This window comes from Pseudomonas azerbaijanoccidentalis (genome assembly GCF_019145495.1).
In the GTDB taxonomy this organism is placed as follows: domain Bacteria; phylum Pseudomonadota; class Gammaproteobacteria; order Pseudomonadales; family Pseudomonadaceae; genus Aquipseudomonas; species Aquipseudomonas azerbaijanoccidentalis.
On the sequence record NZ_JAHSTU010000002.1, the window covers coordinates 84,416 to 109,321 of the forward strand.

The 24,906-nt window shown below is 59.6% G+C and carries 22 protein-coding genes and 1 pseudogene; 9 read left to right on the plus strand and 14 right to left on the minus strand.

Annotation, left to right across the window (positions count from 1 at the left end):
• Positions 1 to 88 precede the first annotated feature (88 nt).
• Positions 89 to 1,000 (plus strand): DMT family transporter, encoded by a 912-nt coding sequence (locus tag KVG88_RS06895; RefSeq protein WP_150704663.1) that lies wholly within the window; start codon positions 89 to 91, stop codon positions 998 to 1,000.
• A gap of 104 nt (positions 1,001 to 1,104) precedes the next feature.
• Here KVG88_RS06895 and KVG88_RS06900 read toward each other — a convergent pair whose 3' ends face one another.
• The 6 genes from KVG88_RS06900 to KVG88_RS06925 all read right to left on the minus strand — a co-directional run bounded on the left by KVG88_RS06900 (position 1,105) and on the right by KVG88_RS06925 (position 8,481).
• Positions 1,105 to 2,685, minus strand: coding sequence for an aldehyde dehydrogenase (NADP(+)) (locus KVG88_RS06900; RefSeq protein WP_217870940.1), 1,581 nt, complete (start codon positions 2,683 to 2,685; stop codon positions 1,105 to 1,107).
• A gap of 17 nt (positions 2,686 to 2,702) precedes the next feature.
• Positions 2,703 to 3,698, minus strand: coding sequence for an AraD1 family protein (gene araD1 / locus KVG88_RS06905; RefSeq protein ID WP_150704661.1), 996 nt, complete (start codon positions 3,696 to 3,698; stop codon positions 2,703 to 2,705).
• Between the two features lie 52 nt (positions 3,699 to 3,750).
• Positions 3,751 to 4,926: an L-rhamnonate dehydratase gene (locus KVG88_RS06910; protein WP_015096352.1), complete on the minus strand. Its 1,176-nt coding sequence runs from the start codon at positions 4,924 to 4,926 to the stop codon at positions 3,751 to 3,753.
• 291 nt (positions 4,927 to 5,217) lie between these two features.
• Complete coding sequence (locus tag KVG88_RS06915; protein ID WP_150704660.1) at positions 5,218 to 6,222, minus strand: 4-hydroxythreonine-4-phosphate dehydrogenase PdxA; 1,005 nt, start codon at positions 6,220 to 6,222, stop codon at positions 5,218 to 5,220.
• Positions 6,219 to 7,178 carry an amidohydrolase family protein gene (locus KVG88_RS06920; RefSeq protein ID WP_150704659.1) on the minus strand — a complete coding sequence of 320 codons (960 nt, stop codon included), beginning with the start codon at positions 7,176 to 7,178 and terminating at the stop codon, positions 6,219 to 6,221. Before KVG88_RS06920 ends, KVG88_RS06915 begins: the two co-directional genes overlap by 4 nt.
• The gene (locus KVG88_RS06925; RefSeq protein WP_217871309.1) at positions 7,171 to 8,481 is read right to left on the minus strand and encodes an MFS transporter; all 1,311 of its coding nucleotides are present in this window, start codon (positions 8,479 to 8,481) and stop codon (positions 7,171 to 7,173) included. The genes KVG88_RS06920 and KVG88_RS06925 overlap by 8 nt, the downstream gene beginning before the upstream one ends.
• Before the next feature lie 500 nt (positions 8,482 to 8,981).
• Between KVG88_RS06925 and KVG88_RS06930 the strand changes: the two genes are divergently transcribed.
• The 4 genes from KVG88_RS06930 (at position 8,982) to KVG88_RS06945 (ending at position 13,118) form a co-directional block, all read left to right on the plus strand.
• On the plus strand, positions 8,982 to 9,995 hold the full coding sequence (locus KVG88_RS06930; RefSeq protein WP_150704657.1) for a Bug family tripartite tricarboxylate transporter substrate binding protein: 1,014 nt from the start codon (positions 8,982 to 8,984) through the stop codon (positions 9,993 to 9,995).
• A gap of 52 nt (positions 9,996 to 10,047) precedes the next feature.
• Complete coding sequence (locus tag KVG88_RS06935; protein WP_217870941.1) at positions 10,048 to 10,581, plus strand: tripartite tricarboxylate transporter TctB family protein; 534 nt, start codon at positions 10,048 to 10,050, stop codon at positions 10,579 to 10,581.
• Positions 10,578 to 12,107: a tripartite tricarboxylate transporter permease gene (locus KVG88_RS06940; RefSeq protein ID WP_217870942.1), complete on the plus strand. Its 1,530-nt coding sequence runs from the start codon at positions 10,578 to 10,580 to the stop codon at positions 12,105 to 12,107. The genes KVG88_RS06935 and KVG88_RS06940 overlap by 4 nt, the downstream gene beginning before the upstream one ends.
• Positions 12,108 to 12,176: 69 nt before the next feature.
• On the plus strand, positions 12,177 to 13,118 hold the full coding sequence (locus KVG88_RS06945) for a LysR family transcriptional regulator (protein ID WP_150704654.1): 942 nt from the start codon (positions 12,177 to 12,179) through the stop codon (positions 13,116 to 13,118).
• A gap of 37 nt (positions 13,119 to 13,155) precedes the next feature.
• Here KVG88_RS06945 and KVG88_RS06950 read toward each other — a convergent pair whose 3' ends face one another.
• The 4 genes from KVG88_RS06950 to cysK form a co-directional block, all read right to left on the minus strand.
• Entirely contained in the window at positions 13,156 to 14,019 is an 864-nt protein-coding gene (locus KVG88_RS06950) for a DMT family transporter (protein WP_217870943.1), read from the minus strand.
• A gap of 93 nt (positions 14,020 to 14,112) precedes the next feature.
• The gene (locus KVG88_RS06955) at positions 14,113 to 14,277 is read right to left on the minus strand and encodes a hypothetical protein (RefSeq protein WP_191630533.1); all 165 of its coding nucleotides are present in this window, start codon (positions 14,275 to 14,277) and stop codon (positions 14,113 to 14,115) included.
• Positions 14,278 to 14,442: 165 nt separating this feature from the next.
• Entirely contained in the window at positions 14,443 to 15,381 is a 939-nt protein-coding gene (locus KVG88_RS06960) for an aspartyl/asparaginyl beta-hydroxylase domain-containing protein (RefSeq protein WP_217870944.1), read from the minus strand.
• Positions 15,382 to 15,610: 229 nt separating this feature from the next.
• Entirely contained in the window at positions 15,611 to 16,585 is a 975-nt protein-coding gene (gene cysK, locus KVG88_RS06965) for a cysteine synthase A (protein WP_217870945.1), read from the minus strand.
• 99 nt (positions 16,586 to 16,684) lie between these two features.
• Here cysK and KVG88_RS06970 point away from each other — a divergent pair, with 99 nt between their 5' ends.
• The 3 genes from KVG88_RS06970 to KVG88_RS06980 all read left to right on the plus strand — a co-directional run bounded on the left by KVG88_RS06970 (position 16,685) and on the right by KVG88_RS06980 (position 19,972).
• On the plus strand, positions 16,685 to 17,791 hold the full coding sequence (locus KVG88_RS06970) for a DUF748 domain-containing protein (protein ID WP_437179939.1): 1,107 nt from the start codon (positions 16,685 to 16,687) through the stop codon (positions 17,789 to 17,791).
• Positions 17,792 to 17,935: 144 nt separating this feature from the next.
• Entirely contained in the window at positions 17,936 to 18,781 is an 846-nt protein-coding gene (locus KVG88_RS06975) for an AAA family ATPase (RefSeq protein WP_150704649.1), read from the plus strand.
• A gap of 12 nt (positions 18,782 to 18,793) precedes the next feature.
• Complete coding sequence (locus tag KVG88_RS06980; RefSeq protein ID WP_056855987.1) at positions 18,794 to 19,972, plus strand: vWA domain-containing protein; 1,179 nt, start codon at positions 18,794 to 18,796, stop codon at positions 19,970 to 19,972.
• A gap of 87 nt (positions 19,973 to 20,059) precedes the next feature.
• Here the strand turns inward: KVG88_RS06980 and KVG88_RS06985 are convergent, their stop codons facing one another.
• The 4 genes and pseudogenes from KVG88_RS06985 to KVG88_RS07000 all read right to left on the minus strand — a co-directional run bounded on the left by KVG88_RS06985 (position 20,060) and on the right by KVG88_RS07000 (position 23,793).
• Positions 20,060 to 20,983 (minus strand): 5-oxoprolinase subunit C family protein, encoded by a 924-nt coding sequence (locus KVG88_RS06985; protein WP_217870946.1) that lies wholly within the window; start codon positions 20,981 to 20,983, stop codon positions 20,060 to 20,062.
• Positions 20,980 to 21,684, minus strand: coding sequence for a 5-oxoprolinase subunit B family protein (locus KVG88_RS06990; RefSeq protein ID WP_217870947.1), 705 nt, complete (start codon positions 21,682 to 21,684; stop codon positions 20,980 to 20,982). The genes KVG88_RS06985 and KVG88_RS06990 overlap by 4 nt, the downstream gene beginning before the upstream one ends.
• Positions 21,681 to 22,433, minus strand: coding sequence for a 5-oxoprolinase subunit PxpA (locus tag KVG88_RS06995; protein ID WP_150704646.1), 753 nt, complete (start codon positions 22,431 to 22,433; stop codon positions 21,681 to 21,683). Before KVG88_RS06995 ends, KVG88_RS06990 begins: the two co-directional genes overlap by 4 nt.
• Positions 22,434 to 22,506: 73 nt before the next feature.
• Positions 22,507 to 23,793, minus strand: a pseudogene (locus KVG88_RS07000) (MFS transporter).
• A 147-nt stretch (positions 23,794 to 23,940) separates the two neighbouring features.
• Here KVG88_RS07000 and KVG88_RS07005 point away from each other — a divergent pair.
• Positions 23,941 to 24,855 (plus strand): LysR family transcriptional regulator, encoded by a 915-nt coding sequence (locus tag KVG88_RS07005; protein WP_217870948.1) that lies wholly within the window; start codon positions 23,941 to 23,943, stop codon positions 24,853 to 24,855.
• The last annotated feature ends 51 nt before the right edge of the window (positions 24,856 to 24,906 follow it).

A 24,906-nucleotide genomic window follows, 5' to 3' on the forward strand; every position in this document is an offset into this window, starting at 1 on the left:
CGCCGCGATGGGTTCAATGCTCGTTTTCCGGTTGCCACGGGCAAGGCTGTCAGCAACACTCTCGCCCTCATCAAGGAAGGAACACGCTGTGAACCCCGTCGATATTTTCCGTTTACTGTCCCTGGCGGCCATTTGGGGTGCGAGTTTCCTGTTCATGCGCATCATCGCCCCGGTGATTGGCAGCATTCCCACCGCTTTTTTCCGCGTATCGATTGCCGCTGCCGGGTTGCTGGTGATTCTGGGGCTGATGCGCATCAGTTGGGATTTCAAGGGCAAACTGAAAACCGTGATGCTGCTCGGGGTGATCAACTCCGGGATTCCGGCGACGCTCTATTCGGTGGCCGCGCAGGTGCTGCCCGCTGGTTACTCATCGATTTTCAATGCCACGACGCCGTTGATGGGCGTGCTGATTGGCGGGCTGTTTTTCCATGAAAGGCTCACGGGCGCCAAACTGGGTGGGGTGTTTCTGGGGCTGTTCGGTGTTGGCGTGCTGACCCGCGCCGGTCCGGTGGCGTTCGACATGGAACTGCTGATGGGTGCTGTCGCCTGTCTTCTCGCGACCACCTGTTACGGATTCGCGGGGTTTCTCGCCCGCCGCTGGCTCGATCAGGCCGGTGGTCTGGACAGCCGTTTATCGGCACTGGGCAGCATGCTCGGCGCAACGTTGTTTCTGTTGCCGCTGTTCGGCTACAGCGTGATCAGCCAGCCACCAGCGAGCTGGGGCGGCTGGAGCGTGTGGCTGTCGCTGCTGGGATTGGGCCTGGGCTGCACGGCGTTTGCCTACATCATTTACTTCCGGCTACTGAGCTCGATTGGTCCGGTGAAATCGATGACCACAACCTTTTTGATCCCGCTGTTCGGCGTGTTGTGGGGAGGGCTGTTTCTCGATGAACCGCTGTCGATGGCGCATGTGTATGGCGGGGTGTTGATTGCAGTGGCGTTGTGGATGGTGTTGAAGCCGGCTGCCGTGAAGGTGGCTGAGGTGACTGCCAACAAGTAGTTGGGTGGTGTTGCTGATGACGCCATCGCTGGCAAGCCCGCTCCCACAAGGACGCGTATAACCCTGTGGGAGCTGGCTTGCCAGCGATGGCGTCAGTTCAGACACTACAGGGCCGAAGCACTGACCTCGCCATCCACCAACCGCCGAATCCCCAGCGGATTAGCGTTCTGCAACGCCTCGGGCAGCAACGCATCCGGGTAATTCTGGAAACACACCGGTCGCAGGAAACGGTCGATGGCCAGTGTCCCCACCGACGTACCGCGAGAATCCGACGTCGCCGGATACGGTCCGCCATGCACCATCGCCTCACACACCTCGACCCCGGTCGGATAGCCGTTGAGCAGAATCCGCCCGACTTTCTCCTGAAGTATTTCAGTCAACCAGCGGTAGTCCAGTAACTCATTGGCCTCGCCGATCAACGTCGCCGTCAATTGCCCGCGCAAGCCGTGCAGCGCCGCCGCCAACTGCGCGCGATCCTCGACCTCGATGACAATGGTGGTCGGCCCGAACACCTCCTCTTGCAACAACTCATCGCCCTTGAGCAACAGGCTGACATCGGCCTTGAACACTTGCGGCTGCGCTTGATTGCCCTGTTGCGGCTTGCCCGCCAGGTGCGTCAGGCCGGGATGCTCGTGCAACTCGCCCAGGCCTCGGCTGTAACTGGCCAACGCGCCGGCGTTGAGCATGGTTTGTGGCGGTTGCTGGTTCATGCTCGCGCAGAAGGTTTCCAGGAAGGTGCTGAACTGCGGCGAACGCAAACCAATGACCAGTCCCGGATTGGTACAGAACTGACCGCAACCCAAGGTCACGGAACCGGCCAGTTGCGCCGCGATCTGCTCGCCGCGAACCGCCAGTGCCTCGGGCAACAGGAACACCGGGTTGATGCTCGACATCTCGGCAAACACCGGAATGGGTTGTGGCCGGGTCGCCGCCATGTGACTCAAGGCATTGCCGCCCTTGAGCGAACCAGTAAAGCCGACTGCCTGAATCGCCGGATGCTTGACCAGCCACTCACCGACGCCACCGCCATAAATCATGTTGAACACACCCGCTGGCATTTCCGTGCGTTCGGCGGCGCGGATGATCGCGTCCGCCACCCACTCGGCAGTCGCCATGTGCCCGCTGTGCGCCTTGAACACCACCGGGCAACCGGCGGCCAGTGCCGAAGCGGTATCGCCACCAGCGGTAGAGAATGCCAACGGAAAGTTGCTGGCGCCGAACACCGCCACCGGCCCGAGGGCGATGCGATACTGACGCAGGTCCGGGCGTGGCAACGGCTGTCGGTCCGGCAATGCCCGGTCGATGCGTGCGCCATAGAAATCGCCGCGACGCAGCACCTTGGCAAACAAGCGCAACTGGCCGCTGGTACGTCCGCGTTCACCTTGAATACGCCCGGCAGGCAACGCGGTTTCACGGCACACGGTGGCGACGAAATCGTCACCCAGTGCATCAATTTCATCAGCGATGGCATCAAGGAAGGTCGCGCGCTTTTCAGCACTGAGATTGCGGTAAACCGGGTACGCGGCATCAGCGGCTTTGGCGGCGGCATCCACTTCGGCTTCGGATGCCTGAATGAAGAATCCGGGCAGCGCTTCGCCGGTCGTTGCATCAAGGCTTTGCAGCTGCATCGTGCCGTTGGCACTGCGGCGACCGCCAATGTAGTTGTGTCCGAGAAATTGGGTCATGTCGACTCCTACAAAGGTCAGAGTGTGCGGACCTGACCGATGGCCAGCGGCTGGGCACTCTCACCGATACCGTTGACCAACGGCGCGCCGAACTCATCGAGGCTGATCTGGAAGCGATCCCCCGGCTGGGTCTTCACGCCGTCGGCAAACGACAGCGTGGCAGTGCCGAAGTAATGCACGTGGACATCACCAGGACGCAAAAACTGCGCGTATTTGAAGTGATGAAACTCAAGGTTGGCCAGGCTGTGGCACATGTTGTCTTCGCCGCTGAGAAATTCCTTCTCCCAGATCGTTTCGCCATTGCGCTTGATGCGGCTCGTGCCGACCAGGTGCGTGGGTAACTCACCGACACGCAACTCTGGCCCATAAGCGCAACTGCGCAATTTTGAATGCGCGAGATACAGGTAATTGCGCCGCTCCATGACATGGTCGGAGAACTCATTACCCAGTGCATAACCGACGCGATACGGCTGGCCATCGTCGCCAATGACGTAAAGGCCGGTCAGCTCCGGCTCTTCGCCAGCGTCTTCGGCAAACGGCGGCACCGGGAAGTCCGCACCGGGGCGTACGACGATGCTGCCGTCACCCTTGTAGAACCACTCCGGTTGCGCACCGACCTGCCCCGCCGCTGGCTTGCCACCTTCAAGCCCCCATTTGAAGATGCGCATGGTGTCGGTCATGCCGGCTTCGACTTCACCGTCATGCTGGTGCATTTTGTCCCGCGCCGATGCGCTGCCCAGATGGGTCAAACCAGTGCCGCTGATCAGGCAGTGGGCCGGGTCTTCGTGGTCCAGTGGCGGCAGGACTTTGCGTTCCTGCAACAACGTCGCGTAATCCGGTCCCGGTTCGGTGCCGCGCAAGGCGACTTCTTCTTGCAGATTGCGTTGCGCACGAATTGCCGCCAACGCCAGTTCGCGAGTGCTACGGGTATCGCGAACCCGCAGAATCTGCGCCCCGGCGACCACGCCGACCTGACGCTCGCCCTCAGTGTTTTCAAATTGAATCAAGTGCATGGTGTGCCTCCAATCAGTCAACCGAACGCCGCCCGAAAGCGGCGTTTGAAGGTCATTCGATGATGTTGAAATCGCTCAGGTACTCATCGGAGATTTCCAGGCCCAGGCCCGGTTTGTTGTCGTCGAGCTGGATGTAGCCGTTGACCGGTTGCGGCTCGCCCTTGAACACGTAGTAGAAGAGTTCGTTGCCGACTTCGACGTCGAACACCGGGAAGAACTCGGCCATCGGCGAAGCGGTGGTGGACATGGTCAGGTGGTAGTTGTGCATCTGCCCGGCATGAGGAATCACCGGCACCGACCAGGCCTCGGCCATGGCGTTGATTTTGCGCGCGGCGGTGATGCCGCCAACGCGGTTGGTGTCGTACTGGATGACGTCGACGGCGCGGCGTTCCAGCAGGTCTTTGAAGCCGTAGGAAGTGAACTCGTGCTCGCCGCCGGAGATCGGCATGATCCCCATTTTCTTCAGTTCGATGTAGCCTTCGATGTCATCGGCGATCACCGGTTCTTCAAGCCAACGCGGCTCGAACTCGGCCAGTTTCGGCAACATGCGGCGCGCATATTCCAGGGTCCAGCCCATGTAGCATTCAAGCATGATGTCGACGTCAGGGCCGGCCAGTTCACGCAAGGCACGTACTTGTTCGATGTTGCGGCGCATGCCTGCCGGGCCGTCTTTCGGGCCGTAGCCGAAGCGCATTTTCAGCGCGGTAAAACCCTGGCTCAGATAGCCCTGGGCTTCTTCGAGGAACAGGTCGAGGTTGTCGTTGGCGTAGAGCTTGGACGCGTAGGTCCAGATCTTTTCCTTGGTACGCCCGCCGAGCAGTTTGAACACGGGCTTGTTCACGGCTTTGCCCATGATGTCCCAGATCGCGATGTCGATCGCCGAGATCGCCGCCATGCCGATGCCTTTGCGTCCCCAGGCGTGGCTCTGGCGGTACATCTTCTGCCAGATGTATTCGTTGTCGAACGGGTCTTCGCCAATGGCGATCGGTGCCAGGTAAGTGTCGATGATTTCCTTGGCCACACGCGGCGCCAGGGCGCAGTTACCGATGCCGACAAGCCCGGTGTCGGTCTCGACTTCCACCACCAGCCAGCCGTGGAAACGGAACGAGCCCATGGCGTCGCCGCGTTCGAACAGGATGTCGCTGGCGTTGGTGCAGAAGTGCGCTTGAGGCGGGACGACTTTGCCTTTCCACTCGAAAACGCGGGTACGGATCGCTTTGATTTTCATGAATACAGTTCCTTGGGCTGCCGGATTCTTGTAGTTGTCGGTCGTGTGCGCAGAGCCATTGAAACGATCGGCTCCGGCATTCGATGGGCCGACTGTAGCCAGCGCCCGGGGGCTGCGGATAATCACTTATGCGTATCCGGCGATAACCTGGGGTGATAGCAAAAACCGATTAATGCATTAATCGGGTTATCAGCCGAAAAACAAAAAGATCGCAGGCTCCGGCAGCTCCTACAGAAGAATGCGATCCCCTGTAGGAGCTGCCGAAGGCTGCGATCTTTTGACACTCAGCGCTTAGTAGCTGTTGGCGCCCATTCGGCAGGCAATCTCAAACGCCTGGCGAGTCGCGCCCACATTCGCCTTGCCCTGCCCGGCAATATCGAATGCGGTGCCGTGGGCCGGGGTGGTGATCGGGATCGGCAAGCCACCCTGCACGGTTACACCACGGGAGAAGCCCATCAGTTTGATCGCGATCTGGCCCTGGTCGTGGTACATGGTCACGACCGCGTCGAAGGCACTGGCATCACCCTGGACCTTGAGGAAAATCGTGTCCCCCGGATACGGCCCTTCCGCCGCGATCCCCAGTGCCTGGGCCGAACGAACGGCTGGGCCGATGATGTCCAATTCCTCACGGCCAAACGAACCGTTGTCGCCGTTGTGCGGGTTCAAGCCGCAGACGCCGATGCGCGGTTTTTCCAGGCCGTTGCGCTTGAGCGCGGTGTCGATCAGTTGAATCGCTTCCACCACTCGTGCCTGACTGAGCAGGCCCGGGACTTCGGCCAACGCCACGTGGGAAGTCACCCGTGACGTCCACAGATTGTCGAGCACGTTGAATTCGCAGAATGGCCCGTGGAAATCCAGCAACTCGGCGAACCAGTGCAGCTCATCGTTATGCGCCATGCCGGCCATGTGCAGTGAGGTCTTGTTCAACGGCCCGAACAGGATCGCGTCGGTGGCCCCCGCTTCGGTCAGGCGCAAGGCCTGTTCCAAAGTATCGAGGCTGTAGCGACCGCCAATCACACTGGCCTCGCTGCGCGGGAATTCACCGACCGCGCCACCACGAAAGTCATAGAACAGCGGCGTGTCATCGACAAACGCTAACGACTCCAGCGATTCCACCCGACGATAAGGAAACTCGGTGCCGGCAATGCGCATGCCGCGACGCATTTCCGCTTCGTCGGCGATCAGGATGACGTTGGCCTTGCTGCGCACTTCGGGCTCGGCGAGCAGGCGTGCGATCAACTCAGGGCCAATGCCCGCCGGGTCACCCAGGACCATGGCGATAGTGGTTTTTTTCATGCTTCACTCCTCAAGGATTCAGGCCACGCCCGGTCAATGGCGCACGGCTCGCAGCGATAAACGCGCTGCGCGTTGCTGTAGAACAGTCGCTCCTGATCGGCCAGAGGCAGATCGGCGACGATGGATTTGAAACCGCTGTAGATGTCATCAAATGAACCGCACAGGCTGTCCACCGGAAAGTTGCTGGCGAACATCGCCCGATCGCTGCCGAACATGGCGATGACTTCGCGCACGATCCAGGCGTTGTCCTTGGCGCGCCAGCGTTGGCCTCCCAGCCCCAGGCCGGAAATCTTCACCTGCACGTTAGGCCACCGGGCCAGCCGCACCATCGCCAGACGCCATCCCGCCAGGCCTTCGGCAGTGCGGTCGTTGGGCAACCCGGCATGGTTGAGAATCAGGGTGATGCCGGGAAAATCCCGAGCCAGGCGTTCGGCCTCGTGCAGGTTCCACCACGGTGTCTGCAAATCGAAATGCAGGCCCAGGCCTTCCAGCGCGGCGTAACTGCGGCGCCAGTGTTCGTCGCTCATCAGGCTGCGCATATGCCCGACCTGCTCCGGCGCGGTCGGCCCGCCGGGCTTGTGGCGAACGCTGCGTACGCATTTGAAACCGGCTTGTTCGGTGAGTACATCGATAGCGTCCGGATGATCGAGCCAGGCTTGCGCAACCACGGCATTCGGCACGCCGTACCGGGCGGCCAGTTGCTCGATGAAACGGGTTTCGCCAATCGGGTCCTGCGGGTTCCATTCGGTCTCGACGTACACCGTTTGCACGACGTTGTGCGGCCCGGCATCGGCAAAGTAATCCTCGGGGAAATAGCGGCGCTTGATCGCGCTGTAGTCACCATAGCGAAACGGGATATTGGCCTGCGGCGCGAGCCACGGGTGATCGTTGATGGTCGGGTCCCAGAAGTGATGATGGGCGTCGATGATCGGGCCGCTCCATAACGGTTTAGTCATGACGCACCTCATCCAGGCTGATAAACAACGTCGCCAGTACAAACACCGCCGAGCATGCCGCGAAGAACCCCAGCACCGGGGCAAAGCCACCGGACATTTGCAGGATCACCCCCACCAGAATCGGCACCGCAATACCGCCGGTGCTGCCGGCCATGTTCATCACGCCGCCGATCAAACCGACTCGCGCCGGTGCTGCCAGTAGCGCCGGGAAGCTCCAATAGAGGCTGCCCCACATCAGGAAAAACGCGGTCATGGCCAACAACGCCACCGCCGCAAAAGGGTTGCTCAAGGTCGGCAGCAACAGGAATGCCCCCAGTGCAACCAGGCCGGAAAACGCCAGCAGGCTCTTGACCGCTACGCCGCGTTTGACGCCTTTGCGGATCAACCCGTCGCAGAGGAATCCACCGGTTAACGAACCCAGCGCACCACAGACGAAAATCACAAATGTCGCCGCACCAATGCCCTTGATATCAAAGCCGCGAGCCTGGGACAGATAGCTCGGCCCCCAGGTCAGCAGACCGAAATACACCATCGCCCAACTGGCCCGGCCGATCAGCAAACCGCTCAGGGAACGGGTGGCGATGCCCAGGCCTTTGACCGGTGCGCGTGCGGCTTCGGCGGCCGGCGTGGCGCGTCCAGCGTTGATCTTTTCCATCTCCAGTTCATTGACCTGTGGATGGCTGGCCGGGTCATCGCGCAGATAACGCCGCGCCAGCCAGGCCAGGGCCAGGGTCGCGACGCCAGCGATCACAAACGCCAAGCGCCAGGAATCGAGGGAGGCAATCAGATAGGCAATGATCAACCCGCCCAACGCCACACCCAACGGGCTGCCGCTGTCCATCAACACCGCGCCGCGACTGCGCTCACTGGGCGCCAGCCACAGGGAAATCAACTTGCCGCCGGACGGGAACAAAGGCGCTTCCGAAGCGCCCAGCGCCACGCGGGCAAACAGCAACGACAAGCCACCGGAGGCAAACGCCGCCAACACCTGGAACGTGCCCCATAACCCGGTGGACCAACTGATCACGCGGTGCGGGCCAAAGCGGTCGATCATCCAGCCGCCGGGAATCTGCAACAGCGCATAGGCCCAGAAAAAACTGCTGAGGATCAGGCCTTGCATGCTCGGCGACAGGGAAAATTCATGAGCGATGGTTGGCATCGCGATGGACAGCGACACCCGGTCGATCAGGTTGACCATGGTCAGCGCGAAGATGATCGCGAAGATCCGCCAGCGCACATTGCTGGCCTTGGCGGTGGTGGCCTGCGGGACAGCGGCGGCGGACGGAGCTTCTGCGCCGGTCATATGCAGGGAAGCACTGGGACGAGCCATGGTGCGTACCTCGTTTTATTATTTTTGTGGAGACTGCAGCGCCGCTTCACGGCGACGTTTGTAAGCACTATCGAAGGCTCAGTGATAACCGTCTAATCAAAACTTGAAATAAGGCGATAGCCTCGGGTTATGTCATGCCGTGCTTTCAATGACCTTTCAGCCACAGAATTCAACCCGTAGCAGCTGGCGAAGCCTGCGTTCGGCTGCGAAGCCGTCGTGAAATCAGGGGCACGCGTTATTTCAAGAAGAGCTCGCATACAAAATATCTGACAGCCCCCCGAACGCAGGCTTCGCCAGCTGCTACAGACTTTCACCAACACAGCTTTAGCCCAAGGTATAACCCCAGGCTATCGGTGTATGTATTGTTTTGACTAGACGCGGCGACGGCACGTTCCCACACTCAGGCCAGGCTTGCGGCTTTACCGCGCAGACAAGTCACTCATAACAACTACAAAAAACGAGGCTCTTCCATCATGCGAAATGCATTCGTCCGTCGCACATCCCGTCTGTTTCTTGGTTGCACCCTGGTCGCCGCCGGCGCCCTTCCCGCTCTGGCTCACGCCTGGCAACCGGACAAGAATGTCGAAATCGTCGTTGCCGGTGGCCCCGGTGGCGGTACCGACCAACTCGGCCGCCTGATCCAGTCGATCATCACCACCCACAAGCTGCTCGACGTCAACACCATCGTCCTCAACAAGGGCGGCGGTAACGGCGCCGAAGCGTTCCTCGACATGAAGATGAACAAGGGCGATGCCGAGAAACTGGTGATCGGCACCAACAACATTTACCTGCTGCCGCTGGTGTCCAAGCTCGGCTACCAATGGCAGGAGCTGACACCGATTGCCGCCGTGGCCGAGGACGACTTCATTCTCTGGAGCTACAAAGGCGCGCCGTGGAAAGACGCAAAAACTTTCTACGAAGCGGTCAAGGCTGACCCGTCGAATCTGCGCATGGGCGGTAGCCAATCCAAGGATGTCGACCAGACCCTGACCCTGCTACTGAACCAGACCACCAACAGCAAACTGGTGTACATCCCGTTCAAAAGCGGCAGCGAAGCCGCCACCCAACTGGCCGGCAAACACATCGCCGCCAACGTCAACAACCCCAGCGAAAGCATCAGCCAATGGCGCGGTGATCAGGTCGAACCGCTCTGCGTCTTCAGTAAAGAGCGTATGGCCTACACTGAAAAAGTCGCCGGCGACAAATCCTGGGCCGATGTTCCGACCTGTCATGAACAAGGCCTGGGCATCGATCAATACCGCTTCCCGCGCACCGTATTCATGCCCGGCGATATCAGCGCCGAACAACGGGCGTTCTATGTCGAGCTGATGCGTAAAGTCACGCAGACCGATGAGTTCAAGGCCTACGTCAAACAGAACGCGTTGGTGCCGACCTTCCTCGAAGGCGAACCGTTGACCGCCTACATCGAAAAAGACACCGCCCGCGTCACCCCGGTGTTCAAAGAAGCCGGCTGGCTGAAAAACTGACGTTGCCAGGGCCGCTCGCCCACGGGCGGCCGTCACCTGCTGGAGGTGTTTGATGTCCCATTCTTCGGATTCACCGGCGCTGGTCGGCACCCGTTGGGTCGAACTCGGCCTGACGCTGTTCACCACCCTGATCGGCGCCGTGGTGATGTTCGGCAGTGTCGAACAAGGCATCGGCTGGGGTGATGCCGGCCCCGAGCCGGGTTACTTCCCGTTCTACATCGGCCTGCTGCTGAGCGCCGCAAGCGTTGCCAATGGCGTGCTGACGCTGGTGCGCTGGCAAGCGTTGAGCGTGGCCTTCGTCAATCGCGATGCCTTCAGGCAAGTGTTGTCGGTGTTCGTGCCGATTGCGCTGTTTGTCGCGGCCATGCCGTTCACCGGTATTTACCTGGCTTCGGCGGCATTCATTGCCTGGTTCATGTGGCGTGACAAGGTCCGCGCCAAGCCTTACGGCAAGTTGATGATCGCCAGCGTGTCCCTCGGTGCGGTGCTGGCCAGTTACCTGATTTTCGCATTGTGGTTCAAGGTGCCGCTGGATGCCGGCCCAATGGGCGACTGGATTGCCCTGGCCGGGAGAAACTTCAAATGAGCGAATTCGATTCCCTGTTGCAAGGCATGAACCTGATCCTCACCCCAGGCCATATCGGCCTGATGGTGGTCGGCGTGCTGCTGGGCATTCTGGTCGGCGTTTTGCCTGGCCTCGGTGCCCCCAATGGCGTGGCGTTGTTGCTGCCACTGACGTTCACCATGTCGCCGGTGTCGGCGATCATCCTGCTGTCGTGCATGTATTGGGGCGCGTTGTTCGGCGGCTCAATCACCTCGATTCTGTTCAACATACCCGGTGAGCCCTCATCGGTGGCAACCACCTTCGACGGCTATCCGATGGCCCGCGAAGGACGTGCTGCCGAGGCGTTGACCGCTGCATTCAGCTCGGCGTTGATCGGTGCGCTGTGCGGGGTGTTGTTGCTGACGTTCCTGTCGACCAAAATCGCCGCGTTCGCCATGTCATTCAGCTCGCCGGAGTTTTTCGCGGTGTACCTCTTGGCGTTCTGCACCTTCATCGGCATGAGCAAGAACCCACCGCTGAAAACCGTGGTGGCGATGATGATCGGTTTCGCCATGGCGGCGGTCGGCATGGACACGGTTTCCGGCAACCTGCGCCTGACCTTCGACCAACCCATCCTGATGACCGGCATCAGTTTTGAAGTCGCGGTGATTGGCCTGTTCGGCATTGGCGAAATTCTCTGCACCGTCGAAGAAGGACTGGTATTTCGTGGTGAGCACGCACGCATTACACCCATGGTAATTTTGCGCACGTGGGCGAAATTGCCGCGCTACTGGTGGACCATCGTACGCAGCACCCTGGTCGGTTGCTGGATGGGCATTACCCCCGGTGGCCCGACCGCTGCGTCGTTCATGAGCTACAGCCTGGCGCGGCGTTTTTCGAAGAACCGCGACAACTTTGGCAAAGGTGAAATCGAAGGCGTGATCGCCCCGGAAACCGCCGACCACGCCGCCGGCACCAGCGCCCTGCTGCCGATGCTGACCCTGGGCATTCCCGGTTCGGCCACCGCAGCGGTGATGCTTGGCGGCTTGATGATCTGGGGCCTGCACCCTGGGCCGACGTTGTTCGTCGAGCAACACGATTTTGTCTGGGGCCTGATTGCCAGCATGTACCTGGGCAACGTGGTCAGTCTGATCGTGGTCTTGGCCACCGTGCCGCTGTTCGCTTCGATCCTGCGCATTCCGTTCTCGATCATCGCGCCGATCATCATCATGGTCTGCGCCATCGGTGCGTACTCGGTGCACAACTCGTTCTTCGACGTGGTGCTGATGCTGGGCTTCGGTGCGCTGGGTTATCTGTTCAAGAAACTCGGTTACCCGATTGCTCCGCTGGTATTGGCGGCGGTGCTGGGCGACAAAGCGGAAGATGCGTTCCGTCAGTCGATGCTGTTTTCTGACGGGCAACTGGGCATTTTCTGGTCCAACCCCCTGGTGGGCAGCCTGACCACGGCCGCACTGCTGATGCTGTTCTGGCCTCTGATTTCCAAGGCGCTGGGTGCGCTGTTGGGCTTGCGCAAATCGCCTGTCGCCAAGGCAAAATCGGTGCTGTGACACAGCAATGCTGGCAACGCCTGACATTTGTTGTCAGGCTTGCCACAGACTTTTCTGCGAGCGCGGCCCATGACCCGAATTCCTGTTGCCAATGTCATCCACAGTCGACTGCGTCTGCGCCAATTGCGGCTGATGCTGGCGTTGCAGGAATTCGGTTCATTGCGTCGCGCTGCCGATCACATCGGCATGACCCAACCTGCCGCCACCAAAATGCTCCATGAAGCCGAGGATTTGCTCGGTGTCGAACTCTTCGAACGCCTGCCCCGAGGCATGCGTTCCACCCCGTTCGGGGAAACCGTCATTTACTACGCGCGCATGGTCTTCGCCGAACTCAGCGGCATGCGCGAAGAACTGGTCGCGCTTGAATCCGGCAACCTTGGCCGGGTCGCGGTCGGTGCGATTCCGGCGCTGGCTTCGGGGTTGCTGACACGCACCATCGCGACCTTGAAACAAAGCCATCCGCGCTTGTCCATGAGCATTCAGGTCGACACCAGCGACGTGCTGGTGCAGGCGTTGTTGCAGGATCAACTGGACATCGTGCTGGGACGAATCCCCGCCGGTGCCCGCGCCGAAGAATTGCTCTTCGACAGCCTCGGCGAAGAAGCCTTGTGCGTGATTGCCGGTGCTCAACATCCGTTGGCGAAAGCCACGCAACTGAGTTGGGCCGAATTGCAGAACATGACCTGGGTCTTGCAACAGCATCCAAGCCCAATGCGCGCGATCATCAATCAGGTGTTCCACAACGCGCGGGTAGACATCCCCAGCAGCATCGTCGAAACCACTTCGATCATGACCTTGCTGTCGCTGATACAGCAGACCGACATGCTTGGCGTCACACCGGTGTCGGTGGTTGAGGACTATCCCGGTCGGGACTTGCTGGCCGTGCTGCCGATCAAGTTCGAAGCACGCTTGCCACCGTATGGTTTGATCACGCGCCGGCATCGAATCCAGTCATCGGCGATGCAGGCCTTCATGAACTCGGTGCGGGCAGAACATGCGTTGAACAAATGAAAAAAGGCCCGGAGCAATGCTCCGGGCCTTTTCAGGGTCACGCCGTTTTACGGAACACAAACACCAGGCCGACGATGATCAACAGCATGCCCAGCATGCTCAACGTTGCCAGACGATTGCCGAAAAACAGGTAATCCATCACCGCCGTCACCGCGGGCACCAGGTAGAACAGGCTGGTGACATTCACCAGATTGCCCCGGGCAATCAAGCGGTAAAGCAGCAACGTCGCCAGCACCGACACCACCAGCCCCATCCACAAAACCGGCACGATAAACCCGACGCTGTGCTCGAAGTGAAACGGCTGGAACGGCACGAAGATCCCACACAGCAACAGCCCGGCGAGGTACTGCACCGGCAGCGTGCCGAGGGGGTTATCGGTGATGCGCTTTTGCATGATCGAACCGAACGTCATGCTCGCCAGCGCCAGCAATCCGAAGAGCATCCCGGCCATCGACATGCCGGCCAGACCGATGCCCTGGTAAACCACCATGATCAACCCCGCCAAACCCAGCGACAGGCCAAACATCCGGCTCCAGGAACGCTGGCGCTCCATCAGCACCACGGTGAGGATAGGTTGCACGCCCATGATCGTTGCCATGACACCCGGTGTGACTTTCAAATCCAGGGCCAGCAGATAGAAAATCTGATAGGCCCCCAACAACACCACACCCGTGGCCATCGCATACAGCATCGGCCTGCCGCCCTTGGGCAATTTCAGTTTGAACAACGGCACCAGCAGCACCAGACCGCACAAGGCAATGACGAAGCGAAACAACAGAAACGCAAAGGGTGATGCGTGGGCCAGGCCCCATTTGGAGAAGATCGCCCCGCTGCTCCACAGCAGGACGAACAGGCTCGTGGACGCCGCCGCGAGCGCGGTTTTTTTCGAAAGGACAAACATGAATACCACCTGTAGTCAGGCAAATAGCCAATTCAGTCAAAGCTGAAATTCAGTTGTTTTTCAGGTGTGCGCGGGGTTCAGCAGAAACGCTGATCAGCCCGAAACGCCAACACCCGGCGGCGAGACCACCGCGCAAACCGGCGTGCGACTGACAGGAGGGGGGTAATGACTGATCTGCCCCGGCTGCTGATTCCCGCACGGCACGACGCCAGCGTTGACCGCTGAATCGACTACCGCGTTGATGTGGGATGCAGGCATTGGGCTGATCTTTATTGGGGGGATAAAAAAGTGAGTCCTGAAACTCACTGAGCGTCGACTATAACCACGCGCCGACACGGTTTGCAATGACTTGGTCAAAGGGCCATTCAGTTACACCGCGATGCAACCTGTAGCATTGGGATATATCCGTTCTTATGACTCTCATCACCCAAACAACCAATACCCCAACAACGCCAACACCACCGCAGCCAACACAGGCCGCAGCACTCGGTAAGCCTTGGGATTGCTGCGTTTCCACTGTTTGACTGCGCCACTGAACTTGTCGCTGGCGTTCTTGCTCCAGGCGTAAGCCTGATTGATTCCGCCTACCCGTTCATCATCAAGGTTTTGTGGTGCGGTGGCGCGGCCCAGGAAAGCGCTGATCGAACGGTTGATGCGAGTCATCAATCGATTGCTCAGGGGACGCTCGATATCGCAGAACAGGATGACCCGAGTCTTGTTGGTTTCGTTCTTGACCCAGTGCACATAGGTCTCGTCGAACATCACGTCTTCGCCGTCGCGCCAGGCATATTCCTGACCGTCGACGAAGATGCGGCAATCGTCGGAATTGGGGGTCGACAGGCCCAAGTGATAACGCAGGGAACCGGCAAACGGGTCGCGATGCGGGTTGAGATGGCTGCCGCCCGGAAGCAGCGCAAACATCGCGCCTTTGACATTGGGAATGCTGCTGACCAGCTCCACTGTTTTCGGGCACAGCAGCTCTGCCGAGGGCAAGGGTTTGTCGTACCACTTGAGATAGAAACGCTTCCAGCCTTTCTTGAAGAACGAGCCGAACCCGGCGTCGTTGTTTTTCTCGGCGGCGCGGATATACCCCTCGTCGAACAGGTGCATCGCTTCGTCGCGAATGGCTTCCCAATTGTTCTTGAGCACATCCAGTTCAGGAAACCGGCTGCGGTCCAGATAGGGTTTTGAAGGCACGCCGGAGAACAGGTACATCAAGGCGTTGTAGGGGGCAAACAACGCCGAGTGGTTGACGAACTGACGCAGGACCGGCAAACGAGCCTTGCCACGTAAATGCACATAGAGGGTACTGCCCAGAAACAGCAGCAACAACGACGCCTTCGCGGCAAAGGAAAAGGTCATCAACAACTCCTTGGTAATAAACACGTTGCACAACGCCATTTACCCGGCGTCGCAGCGCCATGATAAACATTACCCACCAAGGGAAAAAACCGCCTGAGCCAACATTCAGTGTTAACAATTGCGCAACAAAGCCATTGTTAACAGAACGGGCCTGAACGCCGGCTGACGTAAATCAGCCTTGATGGAGAAGGCTTGTGCCCCTTCTCCACCATCACCCGAATACCCAGGTTTACTGCTGGTTCTCCTGCTCGGTAAACAGATCGCTGAACAGCATGCTCGACAAGTAACGCTCCCCAGAGTCCGGCAGAATCACCACGATGGTTTTACCCTGCATTTCCGGGGTTTCGGCCAACCGCACCGCCACCGCCATCGCTGCGCCGCAGGAAATGCCGCACAGAATGCCCTCTTCCTGCATCAATCGCAGGGCCATGGCCTTCGATTCTTCGTCGCTCACCAGTTCCACGCGGTCCACGATCGACAGGTCGAGGTTCTTCGGCACAAAACCGGCACCGATACCCTGGATCTTGTGGGGGCTCGGCTTGATTTCCTGCCCGGCCAGCGACTGGGTAATCACCGGCGAAACGGCCGGTTCTACCGCCACCGAAAGAATCGGTTTGCCCTGGGTATTCTTGATATACCGCGACACACCGGTAATGGTTCCACCTGTTCCGACACCCGATACCAAAACATCCACCGCGCCATCGGTATCGTTCCAGATTTCCGGACCGGTGGTTTTTTCATGAATGGCCGGGTTTGCAGGGTTATCGAACTGTGACGGCATGAAATAAGTGGACGGATCGCTGGCGACGATTTCCCCGGCCTTTTCGATGGCACCCTTCATCCCTTTGGCCGGCTCGGTCAACACCAACTCCGCGCCCAGCGCCTTGAGCACCTTGCGTCGCTCGATGCTCATCGATGCCGGCATGGTCAGCATCAATTTATAGCCTCGTGCGGCGGCAACGAAGGCCAGGCCAATACCGGTATTACCCGACGTGGGTTCGACAATGGTCATGCCCGGCTTGAGTTTACCGGTGCTTTCGGCATCCCAGATCATGTTGGCGCCGATGCGGCACTTGACCGAATAACCGGGGTTACGCCCCTCGATCTTGGCCAGGATGGTCACCCCGCGCGGGGCAATCCGGTTGATCTGCACCAGCGGTGTATTGCCGATGGAATGGGCGTTGTCAGCAAAAATACGGCTCATGGCTGGGTCCTTAACGACAGCATTGAAATAGGGCATCAAGGTAAGCCTCTTGCCCGTAGGCGTCCAGTCAGGTCGAACGTCCGGTTGCCGGCGCAGTCAATGGCTTTAGATCGCCAGAGATTTACCACTATGAAACGTCGATACCGCTGGCCGCTATGGACCCTCGCCGGCCTCGTTGTGGTGCTGATTGCCCTGCACTTCGCGTTGCCGTACCTGGTGCGTGACTACCTGAACGACAAACTGGCGAACATGGGTGACTATCGCGGCCAGATTGTCGATGTGGACCTGGCCCTGTGGCGCGGCGCCTACAAAATCAACGGACTGAAAATCGTCAAGGTCGATGGCAAAGTCCCCGTGCCGTTCGTCAATGCACCGCTGATCGACCTCTCGGTCAGCTGGCATTCGCTCTGGTACGACCATGCCGTGGTCGCCGAAGTCCAGTTCATCAAGCCTGAAGTGAACTTCGTCGACGGTGGCGCCAACAAACAGAACTCCCAAACCGGCCAGGGCACCGACTGGCGCGCCCAACTGGGCAAATTGTTGCCGATCACTTTGAACGAGGTGCGGATCAATGACGGCAAGATCACCTTCCGCAACTTCAATTCCAAACCACCCGTGAACATGAATGCCACAAATGTCGACGCCAGCATTTTCAACCTGACCAACGTGGTCGACACCAAAGGCAAGCGCGACGCCCGTTTTGAAGGCAAAGCCCTTCTGCTGGGGCATGCACCACTGGAAACCACCGCCACGTTCGATCCCCTGAGCAACTTCGAAGACTTCGAATTTCGCATGCGGGCCAAGGATATCGAGCTCAAACGCATGAACGACTTCGCTTCCGCCTATGGCAAGTTCGACTTCAACGCCGGCCACGGCGATGTGGTCATCGAAGCCGAAGCCAACAAAGGCCGACTCAAGGGCTACATCAAACCGCTGTTGCGTGACGTCGATGTATTCAACTGGCAGCAAGATGTGGAAAACAAAAATAAAGGACTATTTCGTTCCGTGTGGGAAGCTCTGGTCGGTGGCACCGAAACCGTTCTGAAGAATCAGGGCAAAAACCAGTTCGCGACGCGGGTCGAACTCAGCGGCAGTGTGCATCAAAGCGATATCAGCGCGTTCGAAGCGTTTTTGCAGATTTTACGCAATGGTTTCGTCCAGGCGTTCAATGCGCGGTATGAACGACCGAAACCGGAGGCCGACTGAGTCAAGATGTGACGCTCCATTCAGAGACTGAATAAGCCGTCTGCGTTCACAGTCGACCGGGCAGCGCGTTATAGTCGGGGCTGACCATTTATTGCGCCCCGCCCTGCCTCGTTCAGGTCGGCGTTACCGTTCGAGGATTAGCAGATGAAGTTCGAAGGCACCCAGGCCTACGTCGCCACCGATGACCTGAAGCTGGCGGTCAACGCCGCCATCACCCTGGAGCGGCCGCTGCTGGTCAAGGGCGAACCGGGCACCGGCAAGACCATGCTCGCCGAGCAATTGGCCGAATCCTTTGGTGCCAAGCTGATTACCTGGCACATCAAATCCACCACCAAGGCCCATCAAGGCCTGTACGAGTACGATGCGGTCAGCCGCCTGCGCGATTCGCAACTGGGCACGGAAAAAGTCCACGATGTTCGTAACTACCTGAAAAAAGGCAAGCTCTGGGAAGCCTTCGAATCCGATGAGCGGGTGATCCTGCTGATCGACGAAATCGACAAGGCCGACATCGAGTTCCCGAACGACCTGCTGCAAGAACTCGACAAGATGGAGTTCTACGTTTACGAGATCGACGAGACCATCAAGGCCAAGAAACGCCCGATCATCATCATTACCTCCAACAACGAGAAAGAGCTACCGGACGCCTTCCTGCGTCGCTGCTTCTTCCACTACATCGCCTTCCCCGACCGCACCACCCTGCAAAAAATTGTCGACGTGCACTATCCGGACATCAAGAAAGACCTGGTCAGCGAAGCGCTGGACGTGTTCTTCGACGTGCGCAAAGTGCCGGGCCTGAAGAAAAAGCCTTCGACCTCCGAGCTGGTGGACTGGCTGAAGCTGCTGATGGCCGACAACATCGGCGAAGCGGTGCTGCGCGAGCGCGATCCGACCAAAGCCATCCCGCCGCTGGCCGGCGCCTTGGTGAAGAACGAACAGGACGTGCAACTGCTGGAGCGTCTGGCGTTCATGAGCCGTCGCGGCAGTCGATAAGAGGCTGATGCCATGCTGCTCAACCTCTTCAATGAAATGCGCGCAGCCAAGGTGCCGGTCTCGGTGCGTGAACTGCTCGACCTGATCAACGCGCTGAAACAGCGCGTGACCTTCGCCGACATGGACGAGTTTTACTACTTGTCCCGGGCAATCCTGGTGAAGGACGAAAAGCATTTCGACAAGTTCGACCGGGCCTTTGGTGCCTATTTCAACGGCCTGGAAAAACTCGACGATCACCTGCAAGCGCTGATCCCGGAAGACTGGCTGCGCAAGGAATTCGAGCGCTCCCTGACCGACGAAGAGCGCGCGGCGATCCAGTCCCTCGGTGGCCTGGACAAGCTGATCGAAGAATTCAAGAAGCGCCTGGAGGAACAGAAGGAACGCCACGCCGGCGGCAACAAATGGATCGGTACCGGCGGCACCAGCCCCTTCGGCTCCGGTGGTTTCAACCCGGAAGGCATACGGGTCGGCGACGCCGGCAAGCGCCAGGGCAAGGCCGCCAAAGTCTGGGACCAGCGCGAGTACAAGAACCTCGACGACTCGGTGGAGCTGGGTACGCGCAACATCAAGGTCGCCCTGCGCCGCTTGCGCAAATTTGCCCGTCAGGGTGCGGCGGAAGAACTGGACATCGATGGCACCATCGACCACACCGCCAAGGACGCCGGTCTGCTGAACATCCAGATGCGACCGGAGCGACGCAACACCGTCAAACTGTTGCTGCTGTTCGACATCGGCGGCTCGATGGATGCGCACGTAAAGATTTGCGAAGAGTTGTTCTCGGCCTGCAAGACCGAGTTCAAGCATTTGGAGTACTTCTACTTCCACAACTTCATTTATGAATCGGTGTGGAAGAACAACATGCGTCGCACGTCCGAGCGCACCTCGACCATGGACCTGCTGCACAAGTACGGCGCCGACTACAAAGTGATTTTCATCGGTGACGCCGCCATGGCCCCCTATGAAATCACCCAGGCGGGCGGCAGCGTCGAGCACTGGAACGAAGAAGCCGGTTACGTGTGGATGCAGCGGTTCAAGGAGAAGTACAAGAAGCTCATCTGGATCAACCCGTATCCGAAGGACACCTGGGGCTATACCTCGTCGACCAATATCGTGCGGGACTTGATTGACGACCAGATGTATCCGCTGACCCTTCGGGGATTGGAGGAAGGGATGCGGTTTCTTTCCAAGTAACCGAATGACGGCCTCAAAGATCGCAGCCTGCGGCAGCTCCTACAGAGATCGGTGTAGGAGCTGCCGCAGGCTGCGATCTTTTGATCTTCAACGCGTAAAACGCTGCAAATACTCGACCTGTTCACGATGGGCCACATCCTGCACCACCGGCCGCAACCGCACCTGCGCCCCCGGCAAACACTGCGCCAATCGCGCCAGCGCCAACGGCGTCAACGCCCCCAGTCGTGGATAGCCACCAATGGTCTGCCGGTCATTGAGCAACACAATCGGTTGCCCGTCCGGTGGCACTTGAACGGCACCCAACGGAATGCCCTCGGAAATCATCGGTTTACCCTGATACTGCAACGCCGTGCCCAGCAGACGAATGCCCATCCGGTCGGCGCGGCTGTCGAGGCACCATTGGCTGTTGAACGCATCGAACAGGCTCTGCCCGCTGAACTCACCGATTTGCGCACCGAGGACCAGGTCCAACGGCGCATCAAGATTCAGATTTGGCCGCTGGTCTGCAGTCAGCTCCCGCAGCAACATCACCGAATTGCCCGAATAGCTCAAACCCGCGCCTTTGCTCAGCGCCCGGCCCATGCCATCCAGCCCGCCGAGTTCTTCGCGGACCACCGTCGCGCTGCTGCCCAACACCTTCGGCGCATCGAACCCGCCCGGTGCCGCCAGATACGAACGTGCGCCCAGTAACGGCTGGGTGAACTGCAAACACTGACCTTTGTGCAGTCGGAAACTGCGCCACGGTGCGAGCGCCTCGCCGTCCACTTGAGCGCCCAGGTCCGCCCCGGCCAGCGCCAGCACGCAGTCGTCCTCGGCCACCACGGTGAACCCGCCGAGGGTGATTTCGATCGCGGGCGCATCCAGCCCGTTGCCCAGCAGCCAGTTGGCCCACGACATCGAGCGCCAATCAGCCGCGCCGCCCTGTGTCACGCCCAGATGCCGCACGCCGAATCGACCGGCATCCTGCAACAGGCACAGCGGCGTACTCGCTTCAATCATCAACCGGCTCATGCCTGGGCCTCCAAAGGTGTGTCGTCGCCACCCAGATTGATGAACTCGGCATGACCGACAGCCTCAAACCGCACAGTGTCACCCGGTTGCATCAAGCTGTAGCCATCGCGGTTGCGGTCGAACAATTTTGCCGGTGTGCGGCCGATCAGGTTCCAGCCCCCTGGTGAGACCACCGGGTAAGCTGCCGTCTGTCGTTCAGCGATGCCGACACTGCCAGCGGCGACTTTCTTGCGTGGCGTGTTCAGGCGCGGTGCGGCCAACACTTCTTCCACGAGCCCCATGAACGCAAAGCCCGGCGCAAAACCCAGGGCAAACACCTGATACTCACGCTCGCTGTGACGACGGATCACCTCCTCCACCGCCACCCCACTGCGCTGCGACAACAGGCTCAGCTCTGGGCCGACGCTCAAGTCGTACCACACGGGCAGCACGTGACAGGTGCCGCGAGTGCGCGCATTGGGCGACAGGTCGATCAACGCGTCAGCGATCAACTCCCGCGCCTGTGCCGGGCTCAAAGCGTTCAGGTCGTAATGCACCATCAATGTCGTATAGGACGGCACCAGATCGATCAAATGTTCAGCAAACGCCGCCCGCAGACTTTCGCTGGCCGCGAGCATCCACGGCATGTTGGCTTCGGCTATCTCATCGAACAGGCGCACCATCAGGCAATCGAGCGCGACCACTTCCACCCGCAGTTTCATGACGCGCTCTGCTGGTTCAAGGCTTGGCGGATGCGTTGTACGGCGGCCACCGAACTGGCGTTGTCGCCGTGCACGCAAAGGGTGTTGGCCTGCAAATGCAGGGCACTGCCGTCGCTGGCGGTGAGATTGTCGCCACGAGCAATGGTCAGCGCCTGATCGATGATTTTTTCCGGATCGTGATGCACCGCACCCGGCAGCTGTCGCGAGACCAGCATGCCCGCGCTGTCGTAGGCGCGATCGGCGAAGGCCTCGAACCACAGGGTCACGCCATATTCATCGCCCAATTGCTGCGCGGCGCTGTTGTCCTTGGTCGCCATCAGCATCAATGGCAGGTTGCGGTCATAGGACGCCACGGCTTGCAGCACGGCGCGCAATTGCGCCGGGTTGGCCATCATGTCGTTGTACATCGCACCGTGGGGTTTGACGTAGCTCACCCGACCGCCCTGAGCCCGGCAAATGCCGTCGAGGGCGCCGATCTGGTAATGCAGAATGTCCTGAAGTTCCTGGGTGGCGTAGGCCATGGAGCGGCGGCCGAACCCCACCAGATCCTGATAGGCCGGATGCGCGCCAATCTGCACGCCATGGCTCAGGGCCAGGCTGACGGTCTTGCGCATGATGCTCGGGTCACCGGCGTGAAAGCCGCAGGCGATGTTGGCGCAATCGATGAAGGGCATGACCTCGGCGTCCAGACCCATGGTCCAGTTGCCGAAGCTCTCGCCGATGTCGCAGTTCAATAGCAGGCGGCTCACGATGAACACTCCTGTAGGTTTTATTCTTTTTAGCTGCGGGACATATCTGTCAGACAGGCCCGCAGGTTATCAGTTACTGGGCGTCGAGTTGCTTGCCACGGGTTTCCGGCAGGCTCAGGGCCGCCAGAATCACCACGCCGTAGGACACTGCCGCGAAGGCACCGATGCCCACGCTCAGCGGCACGGTCTGGCTGAGCAGGCCAATCAACAGGGGAAACAACGCCGCCAGCGCCCGGCCGATGTTGTAGCAAAAACCCTGGCCCGAGCCGCGAATGCGCGTCGGGAACAACTCGGTCAGGAACGCACCCATGCCACTGAAAATCCCCGAAGCGAAGAAGCCCAGCGGAAAGCCCAGCCACAGCATCACGCCGTTACTGACCGGCAGTTGGGTGTAGAGCAGCACGATGGTGAACGAACCCACCGCGAACAGAATGAAGTTTTTCTTGCGACCGAGGATGTCAGTCAAATAAGCGCTGATGACATAGCCGACGTAGGAACCGACGATCACCATCGCCAGATAACCGCCAGTGCCGAGTACGCTCAAGCCGCGTTCGTTCTTCAGGAAAGTCGGCAGCCAGGACGTGATCGCGTAGTAACCGCCCAGCGCACCGGTGGTCAGCAGCGAAGCACGAATCGTGGTGAAGAGCATGCCGGGGGCGAAGATCTCGTAGAACTTCGACGGGTTACTCGCTTCTTGTTTGGCCTTGGCTTCGCGGTAGATTTCCGGGTCTTTCACCAAGCGACGGACAAAGATCACGAAAATCGCCGGCACGATGCCAAGGATGAACAGCGCCCGCCAGGCATCTTCCGGTGGTAATACCGAGAACAACAGCGCGTACAGAATCGCCGTCAGCCCCCAACCGAGCGCCCAACCGGATTGCACCATGCCAACAGCCTTGCCACGGTCCTGGGCGCGAATCACTTCGCCGATCAGCACCGCGCCGGCCGTCCATTCACCGCCGAAACCAAAGCCCATCAGCGTGCGGGCGATCAACAGTTGTTCGTAGTTCTGCGCGAACCCGCAGAGGAAGGTGAAGAAGGCAAACCACAACACCGTCAGTTGCAAGGTGCGCACCCGGCCGATGCGGTCGGAGAGAATGCCCGCCACCCAGCCACCAATGGCCGAAGCGATCAACGTACTGGTATGGATCAAGCCGGCCTGGCCGGTGGTGATGCCCCACATGGCAATCAGGGTCGGCACCACGAAGCTGAGCATCTGGGTGTCCATGCCGTCCAGGCCTTAGCCGATCTTGCAGCTCCAGAAGGTGCGGCGTTCCTGCTGATTGATGTTGCGATACCAGTCGAAAGGTCCCGGACGGGCCGAGGCTTTCGAGACGAAGGGGGTGTCGGGCGCACTCATGGCAAATCTCCGCGCTGATTTTATTGGTATTGTTCTGAGCCCCGACGACGCCTATCGTGGGAACCGGATGCGTCGATTTTTGGTCGCGCCGCCCTGCCCCGTCCAACTAATAAAACCCCGTCCTAGCCATAAGAAAAACTTGATCCCATGAACCTGAAGTTCCTCGAGACCTTTGTCTGGGTCGCCCGACTCAAGAGTTTTCGCCTGACCGCCGACAAGCTCTTCACCACCCAGGCGTCGATTTCCAGCCGCATCGCCGTGCTCGAAAGCGAGCTGGGGGTGAAGCTGTTTCTGCGTGATTCGCGCGGCGTGAGCCTGACGCCCGAAGGCTTGAAAGTGCTCGATTACGCCGAGCAGATGATGGACACCATGCAGGCGCTCAAGCAGTCGATCGAAACCCGTTCGAGCAAGGCCGGGCGCATACGCATCGGCGTGATGGACACGGTGATCCACACCTGGCTCAGCCCGTTGGTGGCGCAGATGACGGATCACTATCCGCTGGTGGAAATCGAATTGGTGGCCGATACCTCGCTGAACCTCTGCGATCAGCTGCAAAAAGGCTTCCTCGATGTGATCCTGCAAACCGACCTGCTGCGTCAGGAAAGTGTGCGCAGCCTGGAACTGGCAAGTCATCCGATGGGCTGGATCGTTGCCAGCAACTCCCTCTACAACCGTGAGTATTCGGGCATCGCTGATCTGGCGAACGAACGAATCATCACCTACTCGAAAAACTCTCACCCACACCAGGAAGTGCTGGCGCTGATGCAGGCCAATGGCGTGACCGCGCCGCGCCTGAACTGCGTGAACTCGGTGTCGGCGATTACCCGGTTGCTGCGTGACGGCTTTGGCATTGGCGCGTTGCCGCCGGTGCTGGTGGCCGAAGAATTGGCGCGCGGGGAATTGACCTTGCTGGATATCGATCAGCGGCCACCGGACTTGCAGGTGGTGGTGTCGTGGCGGGTGGGCGTTGAGTGGGTCGAGGAAATTGTGGCGTTGTGTCAGCAGGTGCTGGAAGGGTATGCGCGGAAGGTTGGTGAGAATTACATCGTGTTGAATCGTTGAAAATCAAAAGATCGCAGCCTGCGGCAGCTCCTACAGGGGAACGCGTCGGGG